This window comes from Pseudacidovorax intermedius, from assembly GCF_003350475.1.
In the GTDB taxonomy this organism is placed as follows: domain Bacteria; phylum Pseudomonadota; class Gammaproteobacteria; order Burkholderiales; family Burkholderiaceae_C; genus Xenophilus; species Xenophilus intermedius.
Window position 1 is genome coordinate 506,450 of sequence record NZ_QQAV01000002.1, and the last position, 23,487, is coordinate 529,936.

Genomic DNA, 23,487 nt, shown 5'->3' on the forward strand with positions numbered 1-23,487 from the left:
GTGGCGCGCGATTGTCCGCCCACTGGCCTGCCGATCGGCGTCATGCCGGTGTCGGGCGCGCCGCTTGCTCGGCGCGGGCGCTCAGGGCGCCGCGCAGCTGTCGTCGAGCCCGGCCGCGCTGGCCAGCTTGCGCCAGCTGGAGCGCTGTTCCAGGCAGCTCTTCTGCCGGGCCTGCGCCGCCTGGGCCTGTGCCTGCTGGGCGGCCTGGGCGCGCTGCGCCTGCAGCTGCGCCACGCGCTCCTTGATGCGGGGCATGGCGGCCAGGGCCGCCTTCTCGCCTTCGAGGATGGCATTGGCCCGCTGGGTGAAGTCGGCGGCGCCGATGTCCAGCACGGCCGGCCGGATGGTCACGTCCGCCCGGGCCAGCTCGGCGTGACCCAGCTTCTGGCCCATGATGGCGATGGACTGGCCCACGGTGCCCAGCAGGTCGCCCGGCGTGCGGCCACGGGCCTTGCTGGAGATGTCGACGGCGATCACGACGTCGGCCCCCAACTGCCGGGCCGCGTCCACGGGCACCGGGCTGACCACGCCGCCGTCGACATAGTGGTATTTGCCGATGGCCACGGGCTGGAATACGCCCGGCACGCTGCTGGACGCGCGCACCGCCTGCCCGGTGTTGCCGCGCGCGAACACGGTGCGCTCGCCGTCCTCCAGCCGCGTGGCCACGGCCACGAAGGGTTTGGCCAACTGCTCCAGGGGCTTGTTGTGAACCTGGGCGTTAACGTAGTCCTCCAGCTTCTGGCCCAGCACCAGGCCGCCGGACGAAAACTGCAGGTCGCGGATGCTGGCCTCGTCGAGCGCGACGGCCTTCTGCTGCAGTTCGAAGGCGTTCATGCCGCTGGCGTACAGGGCGCCGACCACGCTGCCTGCGCTGGTGCCGGCCACCACGGCGGGTGCGAGGCCGTTGGCCTCCAGCATCTTGATCACGCCGATGTGCGCGAAGCCCTTGGCCGCCCCGCCGCCGAGGGCGATGCCGATGCGGATCGGGGCGGGGACGCCGCTGGCGGCGGGTGCGGGGGAGACCGTGGCACTGGGCGCGGCGCTCGCCGTGCTTGCGGGCGTGCGAGGCACGCTACCGCAGCCGGCCAGTGCGGCCAGACCGAGGGCCGCGATGGGCCGCCACCCACGGATGCGGGCGCGGCGGGGAAGGGAAGGGGGAAGTCCTGCTGTCATCGGAAGGGACGGAGTGTGACCGCGGCGAAAAGTGCCCGGCCCGCACGCGCGTGGCCGGATCGCTGCGGCATTCCTGCCCTCCCGCCTTGCGGGGGAGGGACCCACCGTCAGCCGGCGATGTGCCGCGCCACCGCCTCGCCCAGTTCCGTCGTGCTGGCCTGCCCGCCCAGGTCCGGCGTGCGCGGTCCTTCGCGCAGCACCGCCTCGATGGCCGCCAGGATGGCGTCGTGCGCCTGCCGGCAGGCGCCTTCGCCGTGGCCGAGGAAGTCCAGCATCATCGCGCCCGACCAGATCATGGCGATCGGGTTGGCGATGTTCTTGCCGTAGATATCCGGCGCCGAGCCGTGCACCGGCTCGAATAGCGACGGGAAGGTGCGGTCCGGGTTCAGGTTGCCCGAGGGCGCCAGGCCGATGGTGCCGGTGGTGGCCGGGCCCAGGTCCGACAGGATGTCGCCGAACAGGTTGGTGGCCGCCACCACGTCGAAGCGGCCCGGCTGCAGCACGAAGCGCGCGGACAGGATGTCGATGTGCTGCTTGTCCAGCGCCACCTCCGGATAGGCCTTCTTCACCTCGTCGGCCTGCTTGTCCCACCAGGGCATGCTGATGGCGATGCCGTTGCTCTTGGTGGCCAGGGTGACGTGCTTGCGCGGCCGCGACTGTGCCAGCTCGAAGGCGAACTTGAGCAGCCGCTGCGCGCCGACGCGGGAGTACACCGACTCCTGGATCACCATCTCGCGCTCCGTGCCCTCGTACATCACGCCGCCCAGCGAGGTGTATTCGCCCTCGGTGTTCTCGCGCACCACGAAGTAGTCGATGTCGCCGGGCTTGCGGCCGGCCAGCGGGCAGGGCACGCCCTCGAACAGGCGCACCGGGCGCAGGTTGACGTACTGGTCGAACTCGCGGCGGAACTTCAGCAGCGAGCCCCACAGCGACACATGGTCCGGAACGGTGGCCGGCCAGCCCACGGCGCCGAAGAAGAGGGCGTCCATGCCCTGGAGCTGAGCCTTCCAGTCGTCCGGCATCATCTTTCCGTGCGCCGCGTAGTAGTCGCAGCTAGCCCATTCGAAGTGGCTGTACTCGATGGCGATGCCGAAGCGCTTGGCCGCGGCGTCTAGGGCGCGCAGGCCTTCGGGCATGACTTCCTTGCCGATGCCATCGCCGGGCAGGACGGCGATGCGGAAGGGACGGGTTGGGGTGCTTGCGGCCATGGTGGGTCTCCAGATGCGGGAAGGGAAGCGATGGCGTGCATTCTCGTTGCACACGCTATCCATACAATCCTGCATCCGTGAAGACATTGGCCACGAATCGTGAGCAATATCCCTGCCAACGAAGACCTGCGCGTCTTCCTCATCGTGGCCCGCCAATCCAGCTTTGCGGCGGCGGCCGAGCAACTGGGCGTCTCGACCGCCTATGTCAGCAAGCGCATCCGCGTGCTGGAAGAGACGCTGGGCGTGCGCTTGCTGCATCGCACGACGCGGCGGGTGAGCGTGACCGACCAGGGCGAGCGTGTCTTCCACTGGGCGCAGCGCGTGCTCGACGATGTGGAGCAGCTGATGCAGGAAGTGGCCGTCACCCGCGGCGAGCCGCGGGGCCTGCTGCGCATCAGCAGCAGCTTCGGCTTCGGCCGCCGCGTGGTGGCGCCGATGCTGTCGGCCATGGCGCGACGCCATCCCGGCCTGCAGGTGCGGCTCGAGGTGCTGGACCGGCTGGTGGACGTCGCCGCCGAAGGCTACGACGTGGACGTTCGCGTGGGCGACGAGATCGCGCCGCACCTCATCGCCCGGCGGCTGGCGTCCAACCACCGCGTGCTGTGCGCCGCGCCCGCCTACCTGGCCCGTCGCGAGCCGCCACGCACGCTGCAGGACCTGGCCAGCCACGACTGCCTGGTGATCAAGGAGCGCGACCATCCCTTCGGCGTCTGGCGGCTGCGTGCCGGCGCGCAGGAGGAGGCGGTGAAGGTCACCGGCCCGCTGTCGTCCAACCATGGCGAAGTGGCGGTGCAGTGGGCGGTGGACGGCCATGGCGTGGTGCTGCGCTCGCTATGGGATGTGGCCCCGCTGCTGGCCGACGGTCAGCTGGTGCAGCTGCTGCCCGAATGGCGGCAGGAGGCCAACGTCTGGGCCGTCTATCCCGAGCGCCTGGCCAGCTCGGCCAAGGTGCGGGTCTGCGTCGAGTACCTGATCGAGGCTTTCGCGGAAGTCAGCGCCGCCGATGCTGGAAGGCCGTCGGCGACTTCCCCGTCGCCTGCTTGAACATGGCACAGAACGCACTGTCGGTGGCATAGCCGCAGGCGGTGGCCACCTGGCTCACGGCCATGCCGCGGGCCAGCAGCGGCAGCGCATGGGCCAGCACCGCCTGCTGGCGCCAGGCCTGCCAGCTCATGCCCAACTGGTCGCGGAACAGGCGCGCCACGGTGCGCTCGCTGGCGCCGATGCCGCGGGCGCGCTCGGCCAGCGTGGCGCGGTCGTCGGGGGCGCGCAGCACCGCCTCGCACAGCTGTCGCAGGCGCTTGTCCTGCGGCAGCGGCACGTCGATGCGGATCTGCTGGGCGCGCTCCAGTTCGTCCACCAGCAGCGGCGCGATCCAGCGCTCGCGTTGCGGCGACGCGGGGTCGGCGGGCGGCAGGCCGTCCGGCGTGGTGTCCAGCGCCAGCATCAGGGCGCGCAGCAGCGGGCTGATCTCCAGCACCTCGCAGCGCGCCCAGTCCGGGCCCAGCCAGCGGTGCAGGTAGACGGTGCGCAACTCGGCGTCTTCCACCAGCGTGATGCTGTGCGGCACGTCCGCCGGCACCCAGAGTGCACGCGAGGGCGGGATGATGTAGCTGCCATCCCGCGTCGAAAGGCGGATCACGCCGCGGGTAGAGAAGGTGAGCTGTGGCCAGGGATGGGTGTGGGGCTCGACCTGGGTGTCGGCCGAGAGGAAATGTTCCTTGGCCCGCAGCGGTCGCAACGCATCGGGCGCGTAGAGGTGCGGCGTGAGCGGGCCCACGCTGTGCGCGGGGGCGGCTGCCGATGGCGCCGGGGCCGCACGCGGTACTGCGGAGGCCGTCCGCGGCAGCAAAGGGGCCCGCGCGGCGGGCGCTTCGGCGGGCGGTGCAAGGTCTGGCATGTTCTCGACAGAGGTTGGCAGGGTATCGGCATTCTGCCGTTTTTCGCCGCCTACCATGACGGGGCGCTGCGGGCCCGGGTCGGGTGACGCAGCCGCTTCCTCCAACGACAAGAAACCCGCCTGCTGCGTCCCCGAGGCGCGCGGCCCGCTGCCATGACCACTGCTTCCGCGTCGCCCCCGGGCGGCTCTTCCTCCCTTCGCTCCGACGCCACCCTCATCGGCCTGGTGGGCCTGGCGCATGCCATCAGCCATTTCAGCCAGCTGATCCTGCCGCCGCTCTTCCCCTGGCTGAAGGACGCCTTCGGCGTGAGCTACACCGAGCTGGGCGCGGTGCTGACCGTGTTCTTCGTCACCTCCTGCGCGGTGCAGGCGGGCTCGGGCTTCATCGTCGACAAGCTGGGTCCGCGGCCGGTGCTCTTCGTGGGCCTGGGCTGCCTGGGCCTGGCGGCCTTCGGGTATGCCATGGCGCCCAATTACTGGGGCCTGGTTGCGAGCGCCGTGGTGGCGGGTGTGGGCAACGGCGTGTTCCACCCGGTCGACTACACCCTGTTCAACCGCAAGGTGGCGCCCACCCGCCTGGGCCATGCCTACAGCGTGCACGGCATCACCGGCAGCCTGGGCTGGGCGCTGGCGCCGGCCTTCGTCGTGCCGCTGGCCATTGCCTTCTCCTGGCGCGTGGCGCTGGCCAGCGCCGGTGCTCTGGCCCTGACGGTGCTGGTGGTGCTGTGGTTCGGCCGGGCCGCGCTGGCGCTGGACGTCAAGGCGGTGCAGAAGGCCACGGGCCAGGGCCCGGGCACCGAAGGCGCCTTCGCCTTCCTGCGCATCCCGGCGGTGTGGATGTGCTTCGGCTTCTTCTTTTTCTACGCCATGGTCATCAGCGTGGTGCAGACCTTCGCGCCGCAGGCCGCCGGTCGGCTGCACGCCGTGCCGGTGGCGCTGGTCGCCATCTGCGTGACGGTCTACATGGTGGCCAGTTCGGTGGGCATGGTGCTGGGCGGCTTTCTGGCCTCGGACCCGACGCGCTGCGAGCGCATCGTGGGTGTGGGCTTCGGCATCGCGGCAGCGCTGGCGCTGGTGCTGGGCCTGGCGAACTTTCCGCCGGCGGTGGTGCCGGTGTTGTTCGGTGCCATGGGCTTCGCCTCGGGCATTGCCGGCCCCTCGCGCGACCTGATCGTCAAGCGTTCGACGCCGGCGAATGCCAGCGGGCGGGTCTATGGCGTGGTGTATGCCGGCCTGGACATCGGCCAGGCGGTGGCGCCGCTGATCTTCGGCCGCCTGATGGACGCCGGCCAGTACACCAGCGTGATCCTGGGGCTGGCGATGGTGCAGGCCGTGCTGATCGCCAGCGCTTTCAATGTGCGCCGGGCGCGGCGCGAGCTGCTGACGCCGGCTTCGGCCTGACTTTCCCGCGCCACGGGTCGGCAGTGCAGGCCGCAGGAACACGACGAGGACTTGCAGGCCGCCGCCGACCGATCCGCCGCGCGGTCGCTGTCGCGCTTTTCGCCCGGCATCGGGCGACGGCGCTCAGAGGATCTCCAGCACCACCTCCTTGGGCCGGCACAGCCGCGTGCCCTTGGGCGTGACCACCAGCGGGCGGTTGATGAGCACGGGGTGCGCCAGCATGGCGTCCAGCCGCTCTTCATCGCTGCGGTCCGGATCGAGCAGACCAAGCTCGGCGGCCAGCGGCTCCTTCTCGCGCAGCACTCCCCGCACGCCGAGGCCGCTGTCCGCGCAGAGGCGCCGCAGCGTCTCGCGGTCGGGCGGCGTCTTCAGGTACTGGACGACGGTGGGCTCGACGCCCCGTTCGCGCAGCATCGCCAGCGTGTTGCGCGAGGTGCCGCAGGAGGGGTTGTGATAGATCGTGGTGTCGTTGCTTGGCATCCGGGAATTATTCCCACCATACTGGCCGGATGCGCTGCCGACCTCTCCTGCTTCTGCTGCTTGGGCTTGCGGCGACGGCTGCGGTGCCCACGGCCGTGGCGCAGCCGCGGGGCGATGCAGCCGCCGCGGCATCGATGGTGGCGGCCGAGCGGCTCGCTCAGGCCATCGTCCGGATGGCCGCGCTGCGCAGCGACGACCATCTGCTCGACCTGGGCACGGCAGAAGGCCGCGTGGTCGTGGCCGCGGCGCTGGCCGGTGCACGCGCCACCGGCGTCGAGACCGAACCCGAGCTGCTCAACCGCGCCCGCCAGCGCGCGGCCCAGGCGGGCGTGGCGGACCGGGTCGTGTTCCGGGAGGAGGACCTCCTGCGCACGCGCCTCACCGGTGCCAGCATCGTCGTGATGCACCTGCCGCCCGAATCGCAGCAGCAGCTGCGCCCGGCGCTGCTGCGTCTGGCGCCGGGCACGCGGGTGATCTCCGACACGGACGGGTTGTCCGGCTGGCCGGCCGAGCAGACGCAGACCGTGGAACTGCTCGACCGCAGTCCCGGCCGTCTACGGACGCAGCGCATCTTCCTCTGGCGCGTGCCGGCACCGGTCGACGGCGCATGGTGCGCGCCGGGCGGCTTCCAGCTCAGCTTTCGTCAGTCGATGCTGGCGTACCAGGCCACCTTCGCGCGCGGCGCCGGGACGCCCGTGCAATGGCGCGGCCGCATCGACGGCGCGAGCCTGCCGCCGCCGGTCGGTGGCCAACTGCGGCCCTGGCTGATCTGGAGCGACGGCCAGTTGCTGGTGCGGCGCGGCATTCCCGGGCTGCCGGACGGCATCCGCCTCTTGCGGCGGCCCGCTGCCGGCTGCCCGTCCTGAGCCGCCCTGACCGGCCAGGGTGCGCAGGTGAGACGTCGTCAACCTGTGCCCGGCACCAGCCCGGACAATGCCGCCATGAGTCCCCGTTACTGGTTGATGAAGTCGGAGCCCGACGAATGCTCCATCGACGACGCCCTGGCCGCGCCCGCGCAGACCGTGCCCTGGACGGGCGTGCGCAACTACCAGGCGCGCAACTTCATGCGCGATGCGATGCAGGTCGGCGACGGTGTGCTCTTCTATCACTCCAGCTGCCCGCAGCCAGGCGTGGCCGGCATCGCGCGCGTGGCCTCGGGCGTGCGGCCCGACCCGACGCAGTTCGATGCGGCCTCGCCGTACCACGACGCGGCGTCCAAGCCCGATGCGCCGCGCTGGCTGCTGCTGGACGTGCAGGCGGTGCGCAAGACGCGGCTGCTCGGCCTGCCCGAGCTGCGCGCCGAACCGGCGCTCGCCGACATGCTGCTGCTGCGCAAGGGCAACCGGCTGTCGATCACGCCGGTGACGCCGGCCGAGTGGGCGGCCGTGCTGGCGCTGGCGGATCGCTGAGCCGACGCAAGGCTCGGGCGGCCCGCCGCCAGGCCGCCCCGCGACTGCGCGCCCTCAGGCGGCGAGCAGCGCGTCCAGCCGCGAAAGCCCCGCGATGGTCTTCACGCAGGCCTCGGCCGCCTCGGTGCCCTTGACCGCGAAGTGGCGGTGGAAGTACTTGCGGTGCTCGATGTGCTCGTGGAAGTGGTGCGGCGTGAGCACGGCCGAGATCATGGGCACCTCGGTCTCCAACTGCACCTGCATCAGCGACTCGACCACCGTGCTGGCCACGAACTCGTGGCGGTAGATGCCGCCGTCGACCACCAGCGCGCAGCACACCACGGCGGCATAGCGGCCGCTGCGGGCAAGCCGCTTGGCGTGCAGCGGGATCTCGAAGGCGCCGGGAACGTCGAAGATGTCGATCTGCGAGGCGGGCACGCCCAGGCGTTCCATCTCGGCGAGGAAGGCGTCGCGCGCCTGGTGGACGATGTCTGCATGCCACTGGGCCTCGACCAGCGCGATGCGCCGGTCACCCAAGGCGGGCAGGATCTGGAGGGGAAGGTCGTTGAGCTGACTCATGGTGTTGCCTTTGAACAAAGGGTTGGCCTGAATCAGGGCATCGAGAACACGCACGAAAAGCCGCGCCCGACCCGCAAGCCGCGCGCGGCATGACGCCGCACGCGACCAGGAGCCTGGCCGCATCTCGCGCTCTCTTTCATCCGGACTGTGACCGTCGGCTTCGGAATCGCACCGAAATCTGCTGACCCCGCTACCACGGCCCGTCAAGACTGCAGCGGCGGGCGCTCGCGGGCTCGTGCGGAAGTCGCCTTCCACCATGACCGCCGGTAGGGAATTCCACCCTGCCCTGAGAACGCTTGGCGGCCACCCGGAGGTGGCCGCGGGCGGATTTTAGGAGCGGGTCAATAGCCTTGCTGTCGCCTTCATTCCGCCTGGGCCTCCAGCGTGCGCACCGGCTGGCGGTTGCGCTCGCTGCGGATCACCTGCAGGCCCGAGCCCACCAGCAGCGCGATGCCGGCCCAGGCCCAGGCATTGGGCACGTCGTCCCAGACCGCATAGCCCAGTCCCACCGCGAAGAGCAGGGCCGAATAGCGGAAGGGCGCGGTGAGCGACACCTCGCCCTGGCGCATGCACTGGATCAGCAGGAAGTAGGCGGTGGCCAGGAAGGCGGAGGACAGCGCCAGCAGCCCGAGCTGCCCGGCCGTGGCCGGCTGCCAGCCCTCGGCCACCGACAGCGCGCCCGACAGCAGCGTGACGGCCAATGCGGTGGAGAGCGTGACCACAATGGAGGGAATGGCCGGGTCCAGCCCACGCGTGAGCAGGTCGCGCGTGGCATGGAACAGCGTGGCCGAGAGGCACAGCAGCGCCCAGGCGTTGAAGCCGTCGCCGCGCGGCTGCACCACCAGCAGAACGCCGACGAAGCCGATCCCCACGGCCCACCAGCGCGCCGCGCCGGGCCGCTCGCGAAGGAAGATCGCGGCGAATACCGTCATGAAGAGCGGTGCCGCGAGGTTGATGGCGGTGGCATTGCCCAGTGGCAGGCGGAACAGCGAGAGCAGGTACATCACCGTCGCGCAGGCATCCACGCTGGCGCGCAGCAGCACGCGCGGATGGCGCAGCGCGCCCAGGCGCCGGTGCTCACCCAGCACCACCGCCACGGCCAGCACCAGCAGCGTGGCCATCAGCCCGCGCAGGAAGATCAGCTGCCCGGCCGGCAGCCCTTGACTCACGAACTTGCTCAGTGCGTCGTTGACGACGAAACAGGCCATGGCGCCGAGCATGCAGCCGATGGCGCGCCGGCCGCGGCGGGCCGGATCAGGGAAGGAGAGGGAAGGCACGGAGGGCGAGGGTAACGCGGCTCGCCATCCGTTCTCCTTGGACCTGTCGGAGGGCAGAACGGCGCACAGCCCCTCACACCACGCTGCGATGCCGCTCGATGCAGATGCGCAGCGTCTCTTCCCCGTCGCGCTGCCACCAGTCCTGCGTGGAGAAGATCTCCACCTCGCAGTGCCCCGCATAGCCTGCGGCCTCGACCCAACCGCGCAGCTGCTGCAGCTCGATCACGCCGTCGCCCATCATCCCGCGGTCGTTGAGCAGGTCGCGCGTGGGTGTGAGCCAGTCGCACACGTGGTAGGCCAGCAGGCGCTCGCGGCCGGCGCGGGCGGTCTGGGCTTCGAGCTTCGGGTCCCACCAACAGTGATAGGCATCGAGGGCGACACCCAGCATGCCGGTGCGGTCGGGGTCCAGTTCGTCGCACAGGTCCAGCGCATGTTCGAGCGTGTTGATGCAGGCCCGGTCGGCGGCCTGCATGGGATGCAGCGGCTCGATGGCCAGCGGCATGCCCACGCTGCGTGCGTACTCGAGGGAGGCGGCGATGCCGTCGCGCACCTCGCCGCGCGCGCGGGCGATGCTCTTGTAGGCGGGCTTTCCTTCCAGCGCACCGGGCAGGGCGCCGACCACCAGCACCAGGCAGGGCGCATCCAGCGCCTTGGCCTCGTCGATGGCGCGGCGGTTGTCGTCCAGCGCGGCGCGCAGGCCGGCCGCATCGGCGGCGGGATAGAAGCCGCCGCGGCAGTAGCCTGACAGCTGCATGTCCAGCGCCCGAAGCTGTCTGCCCACGGCCTCCAGGCCGGCCGCGGCCACCTGGTCGCGCCAGGGGCTGATGGCGCGGACGCCCTGCTCGGCGCACTGGTCGATGATGCGCGCCAACGGCACCTCGGCGCCACGCTGGCGGCGGAGGGTGGCGGTGTTGATCGACAGCCAGCGGCTGTCCTGCGACAGGTCGCGCATCAGCCCTCCACCCCGTGCGTGGCCAGCAGCGCCTTCATGCGCCGCACCGCCAAGTCCGGATCGGCCAGCAGGTGCGCGGCGTCGGCCAGGCGGAACAGCTCGGCCAGGTGCGGCAGCGAGCGCGTGCTCTGCTGGCCGCCCACCATCGTGAAGTGCGACTGGTGGCCGTTGAGCCAGGCCATGAACACCACGCCCGTCTTGTAGAAGCGCGTGGGCGCCCGGAAGATGTGGCGCGACAGCGGCACCGTCGGCGCCAGGATCTCGTGGAAGCGCGCCGTGTCGCCCTGCGCCAATGCGGCCAGCGCCGCGCTCGCCGCCGGCGCGATGGCGTCGAAGATGCCCAGCAGCGCATCGCTCTTGCCGTGCGTGGGCTCGGTGCCCGCGCCGTCGCCGGCGATCAGCTCGGCATAGTTGAAGTCGTCGCCGGTGTACATGCGCACGCCCGGCGGCAGCCGGCGGCGCATGGCGATCTCCTTGTCCTTGTCGAGCAGCGAGATCTTGATGCCGTCCACCTTGTGCGGATGCGCGGCGATGATGCCCAGGGCCGTGTCCATGGCGGCGTCCACGTCGGCGGTGCCCCAGTAGCCGGCCAGCGCCGGGTCGAACATGTCGCCCAGCCAGTGCAGCACCACCGGCTGCTTCGCCTGGCTCAGCACGCGGTCGTACACGCGCTCGTAGTCGGCCGGGCTCTGCGCCACGCGGGCCAGGGCGCGGCTGGCCATCACGATCAGCTTGCCGCCCAGGCCTTCGATGGCGGCCATCTGCGTCTCGTAGCCGCGGATCACGTCGTCCACGCTGCGCACCTCGGCCAGGTCCAGGTGGTCGGTGCCGCAGCCGGAGGCGAGGAAGGCGCCCGGCACGTCGCGCGCCGCGTCGATGGAGCGGCGGATGAGCTCCAGCGAGGTGGGCCAGTCCAGGCCCATGCCGCGCTGGGCCGTGTCCATGGCCTCCGCCACGCCCAGCCCCAGCGACCACAGGTGGCGGCGGTAGGCCAGGGTGGCGTCCCAGTCGACGGCGCATTGCAGCCAGGGGTCGATGGCCGCCAGCGGGTCGGCCACCACATGCGCGGCGGAATAGGCGATGCGGTCGAAGCGCGCGCCCGGCTGCGGCTGCACCGGCGTGGCGCCGCTGAGCGTGTAGGCGGCCAGGCGGCCGTCGGCGTCGGGCAGGCGAAGGGTCAGGGCCATGGTCATTTCCTCGTCGGCGCGGCCATCAGACCTTCAGCGGCGGCACGTCGATCCAGCGCCGCTCCTTCCAGGAGTCGAGCGCGGCCTCCACCAGCTGCACACCCTTGGCGCCTTCGGGCAGGGTCCACTTGTAGGGCGCGTCTTCCACCACATGGCGGATGAAGTGCTCCCACTGGATCTTGAAGCCGTTGTCGTAGGTCTCGACGTCCGGAATCTCCTGCCACTGGTCGAAGAAGTTCATCGTCTGCTTGATGTCGGGGTTCCACACCGGCCGCGGCGTGGCCACGCGCGACTGGGCGCGGCAGCTCTGCAGGCCGGCGACGGCCGAGCCCTCGGTGCCGTCGACATGGAAGGTCACCAGGTCGTCGCGGCGCACGCGCGTGACCCAGCTCATGTTGATCTGCGCGATCACCGGCTCGCCGTTGTGGCCGGTGAGTTCGCAGGTGGCGTAGGCTGCGTCGTCGGCGGTGGCCTCGTAGGGTTTGCCGGCCTCGTCCCAGCGCTTCGGGATGTGCGTGGTGCCCAGGCAGCTGACCGATTGGACTTCGCCGAAGAGGTTGTCGAGCACATAGCGCCAGTGGCACATCATGTCCAGGATCATTCCGCCGCCGTCTTCCTTGCGGTAGTTCCAGCTGGGGCGCTGGATCGGCTGCAGGTCGCCTTCGAACACCCAGTAGCCGAACTCCAGCCGCACCGACAGCATGCGGCCGAAGAAGCCGGCGCGGCGCAGCATGTCCAGCTTGCGCAGGCCGGGCAGGAAGAGCTTGTCCTGCACGGCGCCGTGCTTGATGCCCTTCGTTCGACCGGCCTCGTCGGCCAGGCGCGCGATTTCCACCGCCTCGTTGAGGTTGGTGGCGATGGGCTTCTCGCAGTACACGTGCTTGCCGGCGCGGATGGCCTTGGCCAGCAGCTGGGGGCGCATCTGCGTGGTGCCTGCGTCGAAGAAGACGGTGTCGTCCGCGTTGGCGAGCGCCGCATCCAGGTCGGTGCCCCAGCGCTCGATGCCATGGGCGCGGGCCAGCGCCTCGATCTTGTCGGCATTGCGGCCGATGAGGATGGGGTCGGGCATCACGCGGTCGCCGTTGGCGAGTTGGACGCCGCCTTGCGCGCGGATGGCGCAGATGGAGCGGATCAGGTGCTGGTTCATGCCCATGCGTCCGGTGACGCCGTGCATGATCAGTCCGAGTCGTTGTGTGGCCATGGAAGGCTCCTCTCTAGAAATGGCAAGGGAAAGGGGCGGCTCAGACCATGGACGGCGCGTGGTCGAGCGGTGCGAGATGGTCGAAGTCGGGCAGGGCGCCGGTGGCAAAGCCAGGCTGGGCGAACAGCGAGTCCAGCGCGATGGCGCCCTCGCGGATCGCCAGCCGGGGCCGGCCGGCGCTGCACTCGTACAGATCGGGGTGGGCCGTGGCAAAGGCCTGGGCTTCGGCATCCGGTGCGGTACCGAAGCCATCCACGTAGTGGTGGCCGTTGCGCTCCGCATGCGTGAGGCCGAGCAGGGCGGCCCAGGCCAGGTCCTGCTGGACCGACAGGCCGGCCTGGCAGGTGAGGTCTTCAGCCGACAGGAAGGGCGGCGTGCCATCGGCGCTCGCCTGACGCTCGCAGCGCGCGCGGTTGGCCAGTGCCTTCCAGATGCCCTTGCAGCCTTTGCTGGAGATGCCGGCCCAGCCTGCGGCGCGCGCCTGCACGAAGCTGTCCAGCGCGGCATCGCCCTCGTCCAGCAGCAGCGGCGCAGGAAGATGCAGCGCCGCCAGGCCGTCGACGAAGCTGCCGTCGCGCGGCAGCGGCTGCTCCAGGTAGAGCAGTGCCTGCGGCCGCTGCGCCACGCGCGGCAGCGTGCGCAGGCCGTCGGCGAGTTGCGTCAGCCGGTCGATGTCGGCGTACTGCTCGTTGCCGTCGAGCGTGTAGCGGTGCTGCGGGCAGAGGCGGTCCAGCACGGCGAGCACGGCGTCCAGGCGCTCGATGTCGGCCTGCGGGTCGCCGCCCAGCTTGATCTTGAAGAAGCGGTGGCCATAGCGGCGGATCACCGCGGGCAGGGTGACGGGCAGTGCCCCGGCGTCCGGCTCGGCCGGTTCGTCGCTCAGCGCATCGAGCATGCCGATGGTGTGGCGTGCCTGCAGCGAGGCGGACGGGCGCCGCGTGCGCAGCCAACCGTTCCAGTCCCAGCCGGCCAGATCGGGCAGCAGCGGCGTGTCGGCCAGGCCGGGAAGGTTGCGCGCCAGCGCCTCGTGGACCGGCAACCCGGCGGCGCGGCAAAGCGCGTCGAGCACGGCGCGGTCCAGCACGGCCTGGCCGAAGGTGGTGCTCAGGGCGGTCTCGCCCGCCGATCGGCCTGCAGCGGCCAGCGCGCCGCAGTGCCGCTCGAAGAGGCCGAAGGCGCTGGCCGCCTTGTCGTTCTCGTAGGCTTGCGCGGCACGGGTGAAGGCTGTGGCCAGGTCGGCGATGTTGCGGCTGGCATCGCGCTCCGGGCGCTTGTCGAACCACCGCGGCACCATCATCTCGGCGGCATGGCCGAATGCGCTGCCGTGGCCGGCCACCTCGATCTCGGCCCGCACGAAGAGCTGCGGGCAGCGGGTGAGCGTGACCTGTCCGAAGCGGAAGGGCAGGCGCAGCCGCATGTCGCGCACGCCGGCCTCCACCCGCCGCACGCGCAGCGGCAGCCCGGCGCCGGCCGACGAAGAACCCGCCTCAGTGCGCATCCAGGTGGCCCTGCGCGTAGAAGTGCGCGCGCAGCTGGCGCGCGTAGGCGGCGAAGGCCTCGGTACCCATCACGTCCAGCGGACGGGGGCGGGGCAGGTCGATGTCGTAGGTGGCGGCGATGCGGCCGGGTCGCTCGCTCATCACCAGCACGCGGTCGGACAGGAACACCGCCTCCGGGATGCTGTGGGTGATCAGCAGCACCGTCTTGCCCGAGGCCTGCCAGATGCGCTGAAGCTCCAGGTTCATGCGCTCGCGGGTCATGGCGTCCAGCGCGCCGAAGGGCTCGTCCATCAGCAGCACGGGCGGGTCGTGCAGCAGGGCGCGCAGGATCGCCACGCGCTGCTGCATGCCGCCCGACAGCTGCCAGGGGTACTTGTGCTCGAAGCCCTGCAGCCCGGCCATGGCGATCAGCGACTCGGCCCGCTGGCGCGCGGCGGCCATGGGCATGCCGCGGATCTCGGCCTGCAGCAGGATGTTGTCGATCACCCTGCGCCAGGGCAGCAGCAGGGCGCTCTGGAAGACGATGCCGACGTCGGTCTGCGGTCCGGTCACCGGCCTGCCCGCCAGCCGCAGCTCGCCGCCGGAGATGGGCAGCAGGCCGGCCACCATCTTCATCAGCGTGCTCTTGCCGCAGCCCGAAGGCCCCACCACCGAGACGAACTCGCCGGCGCGGATCTGGAAGTCCAGCGGGCGCAGCGTCTCGACCTCGCCCTCGCGGGTGCGGTAGACCTTGCGAACGCCCCGGCCTTCGATCAGCACCTGGCCGGTGCGGGCGCCGGCGGCCAGCGGAACGACGTTGGACGGCACGGCACTCATGGATTCGCCTTCGGGGTGGCCAATGCCTCGCTCATTGCGGCAGGAAGTCGTTGGTGACCCAGTCCTGGGCCTTGCCACGCTGCGCAGCGTCGAGGCCGCCGTACTGGACCAGCAGGTCGAGCGACTCGTCGATGTCCTTCATCGAGGCGCGCAGCGGCCGCAGCTTCTGCGTGTCGGCCGTGTGATAGAGCGGCGTGGTGAGCTTGATGCCGATGACCAGGGTGTCGCGCTGACCGGCCTTGCTGTTGGCCTTGAGCATTGCGTCGATGGCGGCCTCCGGCTCCTTCTCGGTGGCCTCGAAGGCGCGCGTGGTGGCGCGCATGAAGCGCCGTACCAGGTCGCCCTTGTTGGCCAGCGTGTCCTTGTGGGTCACGATGCCCGAGCTGATCAGGTTGACGCCGTAGTCGGCGAAGCGGATGACCTGCACCGGCTTCTTGGTGGCATCCTGCACCTTGATGTTCTGGTCCATCAGGTAGCCCAGCAGGAGGTCGGCCTGGCCGTGGATCACGGCATTGAGCTTGGTCTGCGCATCGCCGGAGACCACCTTGTACTGGCCTTCCTGCAGGCCGGTCTTCTTCAGGAACAGCGGCCAGATCTGGCTCATCGAGTCGCCGGGCGTCATGGCCACCGTCTTGCCGATGATGTCCTTGGGTGTCTTGATGTTCTTCTCGGCCAGGCCCATGACCGACATGGGGCTGACCTGCAGCGCCACGCCCACCGCCTTCACCGGCGCGCCCTTGGTGGCGGCCTTGATCATGGTCGGCACGTCCACGTAGCCGAAGGTGGCCGAGTTGGCCGCGACGGCCTGGATCGAGACCGCGGAGCCGCGGCCCTCCTGGATGTCGAGGTCGATGCCCTCGTCGGCATAGAAGCCTCGTTCCTTGCCGATGAAGAAGGGCGCGTGCTCGCTGTACACGTACCAGTTCAAGAGCAGCGTGACCTTGTCGCGCTGCTGCGCGAAGGCAGGTGCGGCCATGCTGGCAGCCAGGGCGGCCGTAGCGGCCGCGCGCAGAAGGTGTCGACGTTCCATGCGAAGTGTCTCCTTGAGGGGCGAAGGCGAAAGGGGGCGGCGTCGATCAGGCCGTGGCCTGAAGGTCGTGGCGCTGCGAGGCGTGCCAGGGCATGAGCCATCGCTCCACCACCTCGACCGCCAGGAACAGCAGCACACCCATCATCGAAAGCACCACCAGCGCCGCGAACATCAGCGGCAGGTCGAAGGTGCCCGTGGCGCGTTGCAGCACGAAGCCGATGCCGGAGTTGGCGCCGACGAACTCGCCCACCACGGCGCCCACCACCGCCAGCGTGACCGACACCTTCAGTCCGCTGAAGATGGCGGGCAGGGCTTGCGGCAGGCGGAACTTGAGGAAGATCTTGAGCGGGTTGGCGCCCATCGAGCGGGCCAGGTCGATCACGTCCGGCTCCACCGACTTGAAGCCCTGCACCGTGGATACGACCACGGGGAAGAAGCCCAGGAGGAAGGCGGCGATGACCTTGGGCACGATGCCGAAGCCGAACCACACGACGAACAGCGGTGCCACCGCCACCTTGGGCACGGACTGCGAGAACACGAGCAGCGGGTAGACGAAGCTTTCGACCGTGCGCGAATAGGCGATCCACATCGCGATCGGCACGCCGATCACCGCCGAAGCGATGAAGCCACCCAGCGTGGCATAGAGCGTGGGCAGGCTCTGCTGCAGCAGCATCGGCCACTCGGCCACCAGCTGCTTGACCACCGCGGCGGGCGGTGGGATCAGGTAGGGCGGGATCGAGAAGACGCGCACGGCCAGGTCCCACAGCACCAGCAGCAGCACGAGCAGCCAGACGGGGCGCGTGGCCGGATGCATGAGCCAGCGTTGCAGCTCGAAGCGCGGGCGGGCAGAGGGGGTCGATCCATCCATCACGACACCTGCAGCTTCAGCGAGTGGTCATAGGGCAGGGCCGGCTTCGCGAAATGGTTGGTGTTGCTCACGAAGTGCAGCGCGCAGGCCCGGCGCCAGTGGCGACTCTCGTTGGGGCCGGAGTAGTGGAAGGTGTTGCCATGGTGGAAGCTCACCCCGCCTTTGCGCACCGGCGCAGGGGTCATCGGCTGGCGGTCCAGGATCTCGTGCGGCACTTGCAGGTTGTAGGGCTCGTTCTCCGGCGCGAAGTGTTCGTACACCGGCCCCAGGTTGGTGCCGTCGCCGTAGTAGAGGCAGCCGTTCTCCAGCGTGGCGTCGTCCAGGGCGATCCAGGCGGTCACCATGCCCTCCGGATCCTCGGGGCCGAAATAGAAGTTGTCCTGGTGCGCTGGCTTGGGGCCACCCCCTTCGGGCGGCTTGAAGAAGATCTGGCTGAAGTACACCGACACGCCCGGGCCGATCAGCGTCTCCACCAGATCGAGCAGTCGTCGGTCGCGCGCCAGGGCCTGCACGGCCATGCGCTGGGTGTGGGGGTTGTCCAGCTTGCGCAACACGGTGCGGGCCTGAACGCCGCCGTCGACGTACCAGGCGCGCTGCTCGGGCGGCAGGGCGCCCAGGAAGGACTCGCCCCAGGCCTCGATGTCGTGCACCACGGCATCCATCTCGGTCGGGGTGAACACGCCATTGACCGTCAGGTGGCCATGGTGCCGGTAATAGGCGGCGTCGTACGCATCCATCATGGGACTTCGCTCCTCGAGTTTGGAAGGCGGAAGGGGCCGGGGCGGCGGCGCCGCCGCCGTGCGTCACTGCTGGGCCGCCAGGCCGGCGGCCTTGACCACCGAAGCGTTGCCGGCGATCTCGTCCTTGATGTAGGCGTCGAACTGCTCGGGCTTGAGCGTCCAGGTGTCGGCGCCCAGCTTGGCGAAGCGCTCCTTGACCTCGGGCGTGGCCAGGGCCTTGAGCACCTCGGCGTGCAGCCGCTCGATCACGGGGCGCGGTGTCTTGGCCGGGGCCATCATGCCGATCCAGAAGTTGAATTCGGAGCCGGGCACGCCGGCTTCGGCCGTGGTGGGCACGTCGGGCAGAGCGCTGGCGCGTTTCGGCGATCCCACCGCCAGGGCCAGCAACTGGCCTTCGCGGATCTGCCCGATCACGGGGGCGATGGGCGAGAAGTAGTAGTCGACGCGGCCGGCCAGCACCTCGGTGACGGCCTCGGCCGAGCCCTTGAAGGGAATGTTGGTCGCAGCTATGCGCGCCGCCAGCTTGAACTTCTCGGCATTGAGGTGCGTGGCGCTGCCCTGGCCGGCCGAGGCGAAGTTGAGCTTGCCCGGCTGGGCGCGCGCGGCGGCCAGCAGATCGCCCAGCGTGCGGTAGCCCTTCTGCGGCGACACCACCAGCGCATTCGACAGCGAGGAGATCGGTGTCACGCCCGCAAAGTCGCGCACTGTGTCGAAGGGCAGCTTGGCGAAGGTGGACGGGCTGACGGTGTGCGAGGACGAATGGATCATCACCGTGTAGCCGTCCGGCGCGGCCGAGGCGACGGCCGCCTGCCCGATGGTGCCGCTCGCGCCGCCGCGGTTGTCGATGACCAGCTGCTGGCCCATGCTCTGGCTCATCTTGTCGGTGATGGCGCGGGCAATGATGTCGGTGGTGCTGCCGGCCGCGAAGGGCACGATCACGCGGATCGGCTTGCTGGGGTAGGCGGCCTCGGCCAGTGCGGGCGCCGAGGCGACGGACAGGGTGAAAGCGGCCGCCAGGGCGGCGCCGGCAACAAAGCGCATCGGTCTTGTCTCCTGTTTTTATTCACCAATTGGTGAATTTAGGAGATTCTGTCTCCGAGGCTCTCGCGCCGTCAACGCGTCCTCGTCGGTAGATACCCGGGTCAGTGCATCAGGTAGCCCAGCACCAATTCCGTCATGTGGGACAGCCGCTGCGCCATGGCCTTGGGCGCGCGCAGGTCACGCCCGAAGATGGCCGAGAGCGTGTGGTTGTTCGACAGGTAGAAGTAGCACAGCGAGGCGATCGAGATGTAGAGCTGGATGGGGTCGACGCCCGCGCGGAAGACGCCCGAACGGCGGCCTCGCTCGACCACGCCGTCCAGAAGCTGCACCAGCGGCGAGTTCATCTCCTGGATGCGGTCGGAGCGGCGCAGATGCTCGGCGCGGTGCAGGTTCTCGCTGTTGAGCAGGGTGATGAACTCCGGATGCTCCAGGTAGTAGTGCCAGGTGAAGGAGATCAGGCGCCGCACCGCCTCCACCGGCTCGACCTCGTCCAGGTGCAGCTGCTGCTCGGCCATGCGGATGTCGGCATAGACGCGCTCGAGCACGGCCAGGAACAGGTCGTCCTTGCTGCCGAAGTAGTAGTAGATGAGGCGCTTGTTGACGTCGGCGCGTTCGGCGATGCGGTCCATCCGTGCGCCGGCAAGGCCGTGTCCGGCGAACTCTTCGCGCGCAGCCAGCAGGATGGCGGCCTGCGAGCGGTCGGCATCGCGCAGGCGCGTTTCGGAGAGGGTGGGGTCGTCGCTCATCTTTTAATTCACTATATGGTTAACTAAGGCCGCCGGCAACGCGGGCTGCCGATAATCGCCCAACTTTCTGCAGCTTCCGGCGCCCGCGCCTCACTTCACCTCATGACCGCTTCCCGTCCCGCCGGCCATCTGCTGGTCGAATGCCTCGTCGCCCAAGGTGTTTCCCATGTATTCGGCGTGCCGGGCGAAAGCTTCCTGGCGGCGCTCGATGGCTTCCATGACCACGAGGCGCAGATCCGCTTCGTGGCCTGCCGGCAGGAAGGCGGTGCCGCCTTCATGGCCGAGGCCCACGGCAAGCTGAGCGGGCGCCCGGGCGTGTGCTTCGTGACGCGCGGGCCGGGCGCCACCAACGCGTCCATCGGTGTGCATACCGCCTTCCAGGATTCGACGCCGATGGTGCTGCTGGTCGGGGATGTGGGCAGCGATTTCCGCGACCGCGAGGCCTTCCAGGAGGTGGACTTCGCCAGTTTCTTCGGCCCCAGCACGAAGGGTTTCGCCAAGCGGGTCGAGCGCGTGGACGATGCCGATCGCTTGCCGGAGTACGTGGCCCGTGCCTTCGCGACCGCCATGAGCGGCCGCCCGGGCCCGGTGGTGCTGGTGCTGCCCGAGGACATGCTGCGGGCGCCGACCGCAGCCCTGCCGCTGCCGCGCGTCGAACCGCCGCAGGCCTGGGCCGACCCGGGCGCGCTTCGCACCCTGCGCACGATGCTGCTGGCCGCCGAGCGGCCGCTGGTCATTGTGGGCGGCGGTGGCTGGACGCCGCAGGCTGCCCAGGCACTGCAGCGCTTTGCCGAGAACTGGCAACTGCCGGTGGCCAATGCCTTCCGCTTCCAGGACACCTTCGACAACCACCATCCGCTCTACGCCGGCGACGTGGGCATCGCCATCAACCCGCGCTTGGCGGCCCATGTGCGCGAGAGCGACCTCGTGATTGCCATCGGTCCGCGGCTGGGCGAGATGACCACGGGCGGCTACACGCTGCTGGAGGCGCCGCGCAGTCGCCAGAAGCTGGTGCATTTCCACGCCAGCGGGGAAGAGCTTCATCGCGTGTACCAGGCCGACCTGGCGTTCAACACCACCATGAATGCCGCGGCCCGTGCGCTGGAAGTGCTGACCGCCCCGCCGGAGGTGCCCTGGGCCGGCTGGGCGCAGCAGGTCCATGCCAGCTACGAGGCCAACCTGGTGCCGCAACCACTGCCCGGCCCCGTCGACATGGCCGCCATCGTCGGCGTCGTGCAGAAGCACCTGCCCGCCGATGCGGTGGTAACCAATGGCGCCGGCAACTTCGCCAGCTGGATGCACCGCTTTTTTCGTCACCATGGCCTGGCCAAGGGCTTCAAGACGCAGCTCGCGCCCACCAGCGGCGCGATGGGCTACGGCGTGCCGGCGGGCATCGCCGCCAGCATCGTGTCGGGCCGGGTGGCCTTCACCGTGGCGGGCGACGGCGACTTCCTGATGAACGGCCAGGAACTGGCCACGGCCATGCAGCAGGGCGGCCGCAGCATCGTGGTGCTGCTCAACAACGGCATGTTCGGCACCATCCGCATGCACCAGGAGCGCGAGTACCCCACGCGCATCAGCGGGACGGCCCTGGGCAATCCGGATTTCTGCGCACTCGCCCGCGCCTACGGCTATGCGGCGGAACGCGTGACGCGCACAGAGGACTTCGAGGCGGCGTTGTTGCGCGCGCTGGAGGCGCCGACCGGCACACTGATCGAGATTCCGCTCGACCCCGAAGTGATCACCACGCGCACGACGCTCGGCGCGATCCGGGAGGCTGCCATCGCCAAGGGCGCGGCTGCTGGCTGACGTGCTGAACGGCCGGGTGTCGGCTTTTTCGATCCAGGCCCACTGTCAGGCCCGATAGGCAAAGAAAAAGGGACGTGCATTGCACGTCCCTTTCTGCTGGCCGGAAGGCGCGTCTTACTTGACGTGCGAGCCGATCAGCGAGGCCAGTTCGAACATCGAGACCTGGGCCTTGCCGAAGATTTCCTTCAGCTTGGCGTCGGCGTTGATCATCCGCTTGTTGGCCTTGTCCTGCAGGTTGTTCTTCTTGATGTAGTCCCACAGCTTGCTCACGATGGCAGTGCGGGGCAGCGGGGTGCTGCCGACCACGGCGGCCAGCGCGGGGCTGGGGGTGAGGGCCTTCATGAAGGCGGCGTTGGGTGTGCGCTTGGCAGCGACCTTCTTGGCAGCAGCCTTCTTCGCCGGTGCGGCGGCCGTCTTGGCCGGAGCTGCCTTCTTCGCCGGGGCCGCCTTCTTGGCAGGCGCCGCGGCCTTCTTCGCCGGCGCCTTCGCCGGAGCTTTCTTTGCAGTTGCCATGGTTGAGTCCTTGTCGTTGGATAGATGCAGTCTTCCCAATGAAAACGGTGTCTTCCTGGGTGTCCCTGATGCTAATGGAGAAGAAACGCCTTTCCAAGGGAGAACAAGGCTTTTCAAAGGGCCGCGTTGCTTTTTTTCCGAGGGAACGGGCCTGCGCCATTCAAAGCTGCGTCTGCGTTGTTCCGCGACTGCGCGAAGGCCATGTGGCCAGTACGACACCGGCCAGCGCGGCAGCAAAGGCCAGCAGTTGCAACGCCGACAGCGACTCGCCGAGCACGAACACGCCCACGAGCGCCGCCGCCACTGGCAACATCACCGTGAAGACACCGGCCTGCGAGGCTGGCACGCCACCCTTCAGTCCGGTCATCCAGAGCCACACCGTCCAGATGCTGGCCGCCAGGGCGTAGGCCACCAGCAGCATCCACATGCCCGACGGAACCGCGGCGAAGTCGAAATGCCAGGCCAGCGCGACGCCGAACGGGGTGCTCAGCGCCAAGCCCCACAGGTTGATCAGTGCGGAGATGCGGCGAGGCCCCAGCCGACCCGTGAGCGATTTGCCGATGACCGCATAGGCCGCTTCGCACAGCACCGCGCAGAACACCAGCAGGTTGCCGAGCCAGGGCATTGCCGGCGCGCCGCCGGTGGCGTCCGCATGGGCCGGATGCGGGGCCAGCGCCAACAGGCCGATGCCCGCGGCGGCGCAACCGATGGCCGCCACCACGCGCGCGCCGATGCGCTCGCGCAGGAACAGCCAACTGCCGATGGCCACCATCGCGGGAATGGCCGCCATGATCACGCCCGCCGAGACCGCGCTCGTCATGCGCACGCCGAACAGCATGAAGATGGAGAAGAGGAAGTTGCCTAGGAAGGATTCGAGGAACACCAGCACACGCGTTCGCCCGGTCATCGGCGGCTCGTCGGCGGGCTTGCGCAGCCAGTGCGGCATCGCGAGTGCAGCGATGCCGAAGCGCAGCCAGGCCAGCAGCAGCACCGGAAAGGTCGCCGCCAGTGGCTTGGACAGCGCCACATAGCTGCCGACGAGCGTCATGCTGAGCGCCAGGCAACCATAGGAAAGCAGGCGATGGGACGAGGTCGGCGCAGAGGAGGGCGTCACTAGACTGTTCTTTCTTTCCTTCATGCTCCGCTCTAGCGCTTTCGCGCGCGGGGCGGTCGATCATGCCTGAGCCGCTGAACACCTTCCTTCCGGATCGCGCCCCGGCGCAGCCACGCGCCGTGTTCGTCTATGGCACCTTGCGGCGCCGGGGCAGCAATGACATCCATCGCTTCGGACCACCGGCCCCGCGCTTCCGCGGCGCAGGCTGCATCGCCGGTGTGCTGCACGACCTGGGGCCGTATCCGGGCGTGGTGCTCGGGGGAGACGGCCGGGTCGTGGGCGAGGTGTACGAGGTCGCGCCGGAGGTCGAGCGCGCACTCGATGCGCTGGAGGAGGTCCAGGATGACGACGAAGGCGAGTACCGTCGGCGCCACGTGTCGGTTGCGCTCGACGAGGGGCGGCAGGTTACGTGCCTGGTCTACGAGATCCATCCACGGCACGTCCGCGGGACGCCGGTGATTCCGTCGGGCGACTGGATTGCGCATTGGCAGGCGCGGCAAGGGCGTGGATGAGCGATGGCTCCATGAGGTCAAGGCTCCGTCTTTTCGCCTGCGGTGCACCTGGG

23 protein-coding genes, 1 pseudogene and 1 riboswitch are annotated in these 23,487 nt (G+C 69.7%); of the genes and pseudogenes, 6 read left to right on the forward strand and 18 right to left on the reverse strand.

What is annotated here, in order from left to right; all coding sequences use genetic code 11:
• Positions 1-81: 81 nt before the first annotated feature.
• Together DFR41_RS08985 and DFR41_RS08990 are read right to left on the reverse strand one after the other, a co-directional pair.
• Positions 82-1,173, reverse strand: coding sequence for a patatin-like phospholipase family protein (locus tag DFR41_RS08985; protein ID WP_114802467.1), 1,092 nt, complete (start codon positions 1,171-1,173; stop codon positions 82-84).
• A gap of 107 nt (positions 1,174-1,280) precedes the next feature.
• Complete coding sequence (locus DFR41_RS08990; RefSeq protein WP_114802468.1) at positions 1,281-2,381, reverse strand: tartrate dehydrogenase; 1,101 nt, start codon at positions 2,379-2,381, stop codon at positions 1,281-1,283.
• Positions 2,382-2,480: 99 nt separating this feature from the next.
• Between DFR41_RS08990 and DFR41_RS08995 the strand changes: the two genes are divergently transcribed.
• Complete coding sequence (locus tag DFR41_RS08995) at positions 2,481-3,425, forward strand: LysR family transcriptional regulator (protein WP_017758801.1); 945 nt, start codon at positions 2,481-2,483, stop codon at positions 3,423-3,425.
• On the opposite strand, the gene DFR41_RS09000 is transcribed toward DFR41_RS08995, so the two are convergent.
• Positions 3,373-4,230, reverse strand: coding sequence for an AraC family transcriptional regulator (locus DFR41_RS09000; RefSeq protein WP_425326696.1), 858 nt, complete (start codon positions 4,228-4,230; stop codon positions 3,373-3,375). The genes DFR41_RS08995 and DFR41_RS09000 overlap by 53 nt on opposite strands.
• Before the next feature lie 204 nt (positions 4,231-4,434).
• Between DFR41_RS09000 and DFR41_RS09005 the strand changes: the two genes are divergently transcribed.
• Positions 4,435-5,682 (forward strand): MFS transporter, encoded by a 1,248-nt coding sequence (locus DFR41_RS09005; protein WP_114802470.1) that lies wholly within the window; start codon positions 4,435-4,437, stop codon positions 5,680-5,682.
• 126 nt (positions 5,683-5,808) lie between these two features.
• Here DFR41_RS09005 and arsC read toward each other — a convergent pair.
• A pseudogene (gene arsC, locus DFR41_RS09010) lies at positions 5,809-6,162 on the reverse strand (arsenate reductase (glutaredoxin)); the annotation flags it as partial.
• A gap of 29 nt (positions 6,163-6,191) precedes the next feature.
• Here arsC and DFR41_RS09015 point away from each other — a divergent pair.
• Complete coding sequence (locus tag DFR41_RS09015) at positions 6,192-7,028, forward strand: SAM-dependent methyltransferase (RefSeq protein WP_114802471.1); 837 nt, start codon at positions 6,192-6,194, stop codon at positions 7,026-7,028.
• A gap of 75 nt (positions 7,029-7,103) precedes the next feature.
• Positions 7,104-7,571, forward strand: coding sequence for an EVE domain-containing protein (locus DFR41_RS09020; protein ID WP_114802472.1), 468 nt, complete (start codon positions 7,104-7,106; stop codon positions 7,569-7,571).
• A gap of 54 nt (positions 7,572-7,625) precedes the next feature.
• Here DFR41_RS09020 and DFR41_RS09025 read toward each other — a convergent pair whose 3' ends face one another.
• The 12 genes from DFR41_RS09025 to DFR41_RS09080 form a co-directional block, all read right to left on the reverse strand.
• Positions 7,626-8,129 (reverse strand): 6,7-dimethyl-8-ribityllumazine synthase, encoded by a 504-nt coding sequence (locus tag DFR41_RS09025; RefSeq protein ID WP_043112514.1) that lies wholly within the window; start codon positions 8,127-8,129, stop codon positions 7,626-7,628.
• Positions 8,130-8,253: 124 nt separating this feature from the next.
• Positions 8,254-8,427, reverse strand: a riboswitch (FMN riboswitch).
• A 64-nt stretch (positions 8,428-8,491) separates the two neighbouring features.
• Positions 8,492-9,406 (reverse strand): DMT family transporter, encoded by a 915-nt coding sequence (locus DFR41_RS09030; protein ID WP_017760066.1) that lies wholly within the window; start codon positions 9,404-9,406, stop codon positions 8,492-8,494.
• Positions 9,407-9,479: 73 nt separating this feature from the next.
• On the reverse strand, positions 9,480-10,358 hold the full coding sequence (locus DFR41_RS09035) for a sugar phosphate isomerase/epimerase family protein (protein WP_017760067.1): 879 nt from the start codon (positions 10,356-10,358) through the stop codon (positions 9,480-9,482).
• A complete protein-coding gene (locus DFR41_RS09040; RefSeq protein WP_017760068.1) occupies positions 10,358-11,545 on the reverse strand; it encodes a dihydrodipicolinate synthase family protein in 1,188 nt (395 codons plus the stop codon). Before DFR41_RS09040 ends, DFR41_RS09035 begins: the two co-directional genes overlap by 1 nt.
• 25 nt (positions 11,546-11,570) lie before the next feature.
• The gene (locus DFR41_RS09045; RefSeq protein WP_017759123.1) at positions 11,571-12,746 is read right to left on the reverse strand and encodes a Gfo/Idh/MocA family protein; all 1,176 of its coding nucleotides are present in this window, start codon (positions 12,744-12,746) and stop codon (positions 11,571-11,573) included.
• 40 nt (positions 12,747-12,786) lie between these two features.
• Positions 12,787-14,244 carry an enolase-like domain-containing protein gene (locus DFR41_RS09050; protein WP_114802473.1) on the reverse strand — a complete coding sequence of 486 codons (1,458 nt, stop codon included), beginning with the start codon at positions 14,242-14,244 and terminating at the stop codon, positions 12,787-12,789.
• Positions 14,234-15,061, reverse strand: a complete 828-nt coding sequence (locus tag DFR41_RS09055; protein WP_017757979.1) for an ABC transporter ATP-binding protein — start codon at positions 15,059-15,061, stop codon at positions 14,234-14,236. Before DFR41_RS09055 ends, DFR41_RS09050 begins: the two co-directional genes overlap by 11 nt.
• Before the next feature lie 31 nt (positions 15,062-15,092).
• Positions 15,093-16,091, reverse strand: coding sequence for an ABC transporter substrate-binding protein (locus DFR41_RS09060; protein ID WP_017757978.1), 999 nt, complete (start codon positions 16,089-16,091; stop codon positions 15,093-15,095).
• A gap of 46 nt (positions 16,092-16,137) precedes the next feature.
• Entirely contained in the window at positions 16,138-16,959 is an 822-nt protein-coding gene (locus DFR41_RS09065) for an ABC transporter permease (RefSeq protein WP_114802474.1), read from the reverse strand.
• Positions 16,959-17,699: a phytanoyl-CoA dioxygenase family protein gene (locus tag DFR41_RS09070; protein ID WP_114802475.1), complete on the reverse strand. Its 741-nt coding sequence runs from the start codon at positions 17,697-17,699 to the stop codon at positions 16,959-16,961. The genes DFR41_RS09065 and DFR41_RS09070 overlap by 1 nt, the downstream gene beginning before the upstream one ends.
• 63 nt (positions 17,700-17,762) lie before the next feature.
• The gene (locus tag DFR41_RS09075; protein WP_114802476.1) at positions 17,763-18,740 is read right to left on the reverse strand and encodes a tripartite tricarboxylate transporter substrate binding protein; all 978 of its coding nucleotides are present in this window, start codon (positions 18,738-18,740) and stop codon (positions 17,763-17,765) included.
• Between the two features lie 101 nt (positions 18,741-18,841).
• Positions 18,842-19,486 (reverse strand): TetR/AcrR family transcriptional regulator, encoded by a 645-nt coding sequence (locus DFR41_RS09080; protein WP_017761246.1) that lies wholly within the window; start codon positions 19,484-19,486, stop codon positions 18,842-18,844.
• 102 nt (positions 19,487-19,588) lie between these two features.
• On the opposite strand from DFR41_RS09080, the gene DFR41_RS09085 reads away from it, so the two are divergent.
• Positions 19,589-21,295: a thiamine pyrophosphate-binding protein gene (locus DFR41_RS09085; RefSeq protein ID WP_114802477.1), complete on the forward strand. Its 1,707-nt coding sequence runs from the start codon at positions 19,589-19,591 to the stop codon at positions 21,293-21,295.
• Positions 21,296-21,409: 114 nt separating this feature from the next.
• Here DFR41_RS09085 and DFR41_RS09090 read toward each other — a convergent pair whose 3' ends face one another.
• Together DFR41_RS09090 and DFR41_RS09095 are read right to left on the reverse strand one after the other, a co-directional pair.
• Entirely contained in the window at positions 21,410-21,808 is a 399-nt protein-coding gene (locus DFR41_RS09090; protein WP_017757410.1) for an SWIB/MDM2 domain-containing protein, read from the reverse strand.
• A 160-nt stretch (positions 21,809-21,968) separates the two neighbouring features.
• Entirely contained in the window at positions 21,969-22,856 is an 888-nt protein-coding gene (locus DFR41_RS09095) for a DMT family transporter (RefSeq protein ID WP_244917696.1), read from the reverse strand.
• A gap of 128 nt (positions 22,857-22,984) precedes the next feature.
• On the opposite strand from DFR41_RS09095, the gene DFR41_RS09100 reads away from it, so the two are divergent.
• Positions 22,985-23,434 carry a gamma-glutamylcyclotransferase family protein gene (locus DFR41_RS09100; protein ID WP_017758902.1) on the forward strand — a complete coding sequence of 150 codons (450 nt, stop codon included), beginning with the start codon at positions 22,985-22,987 and terminating at the stop codon, positions 23,432-23,434.
• The last annotated feature ends 53 nt before the right edge of the window (positions 23,435-23,487 follow it).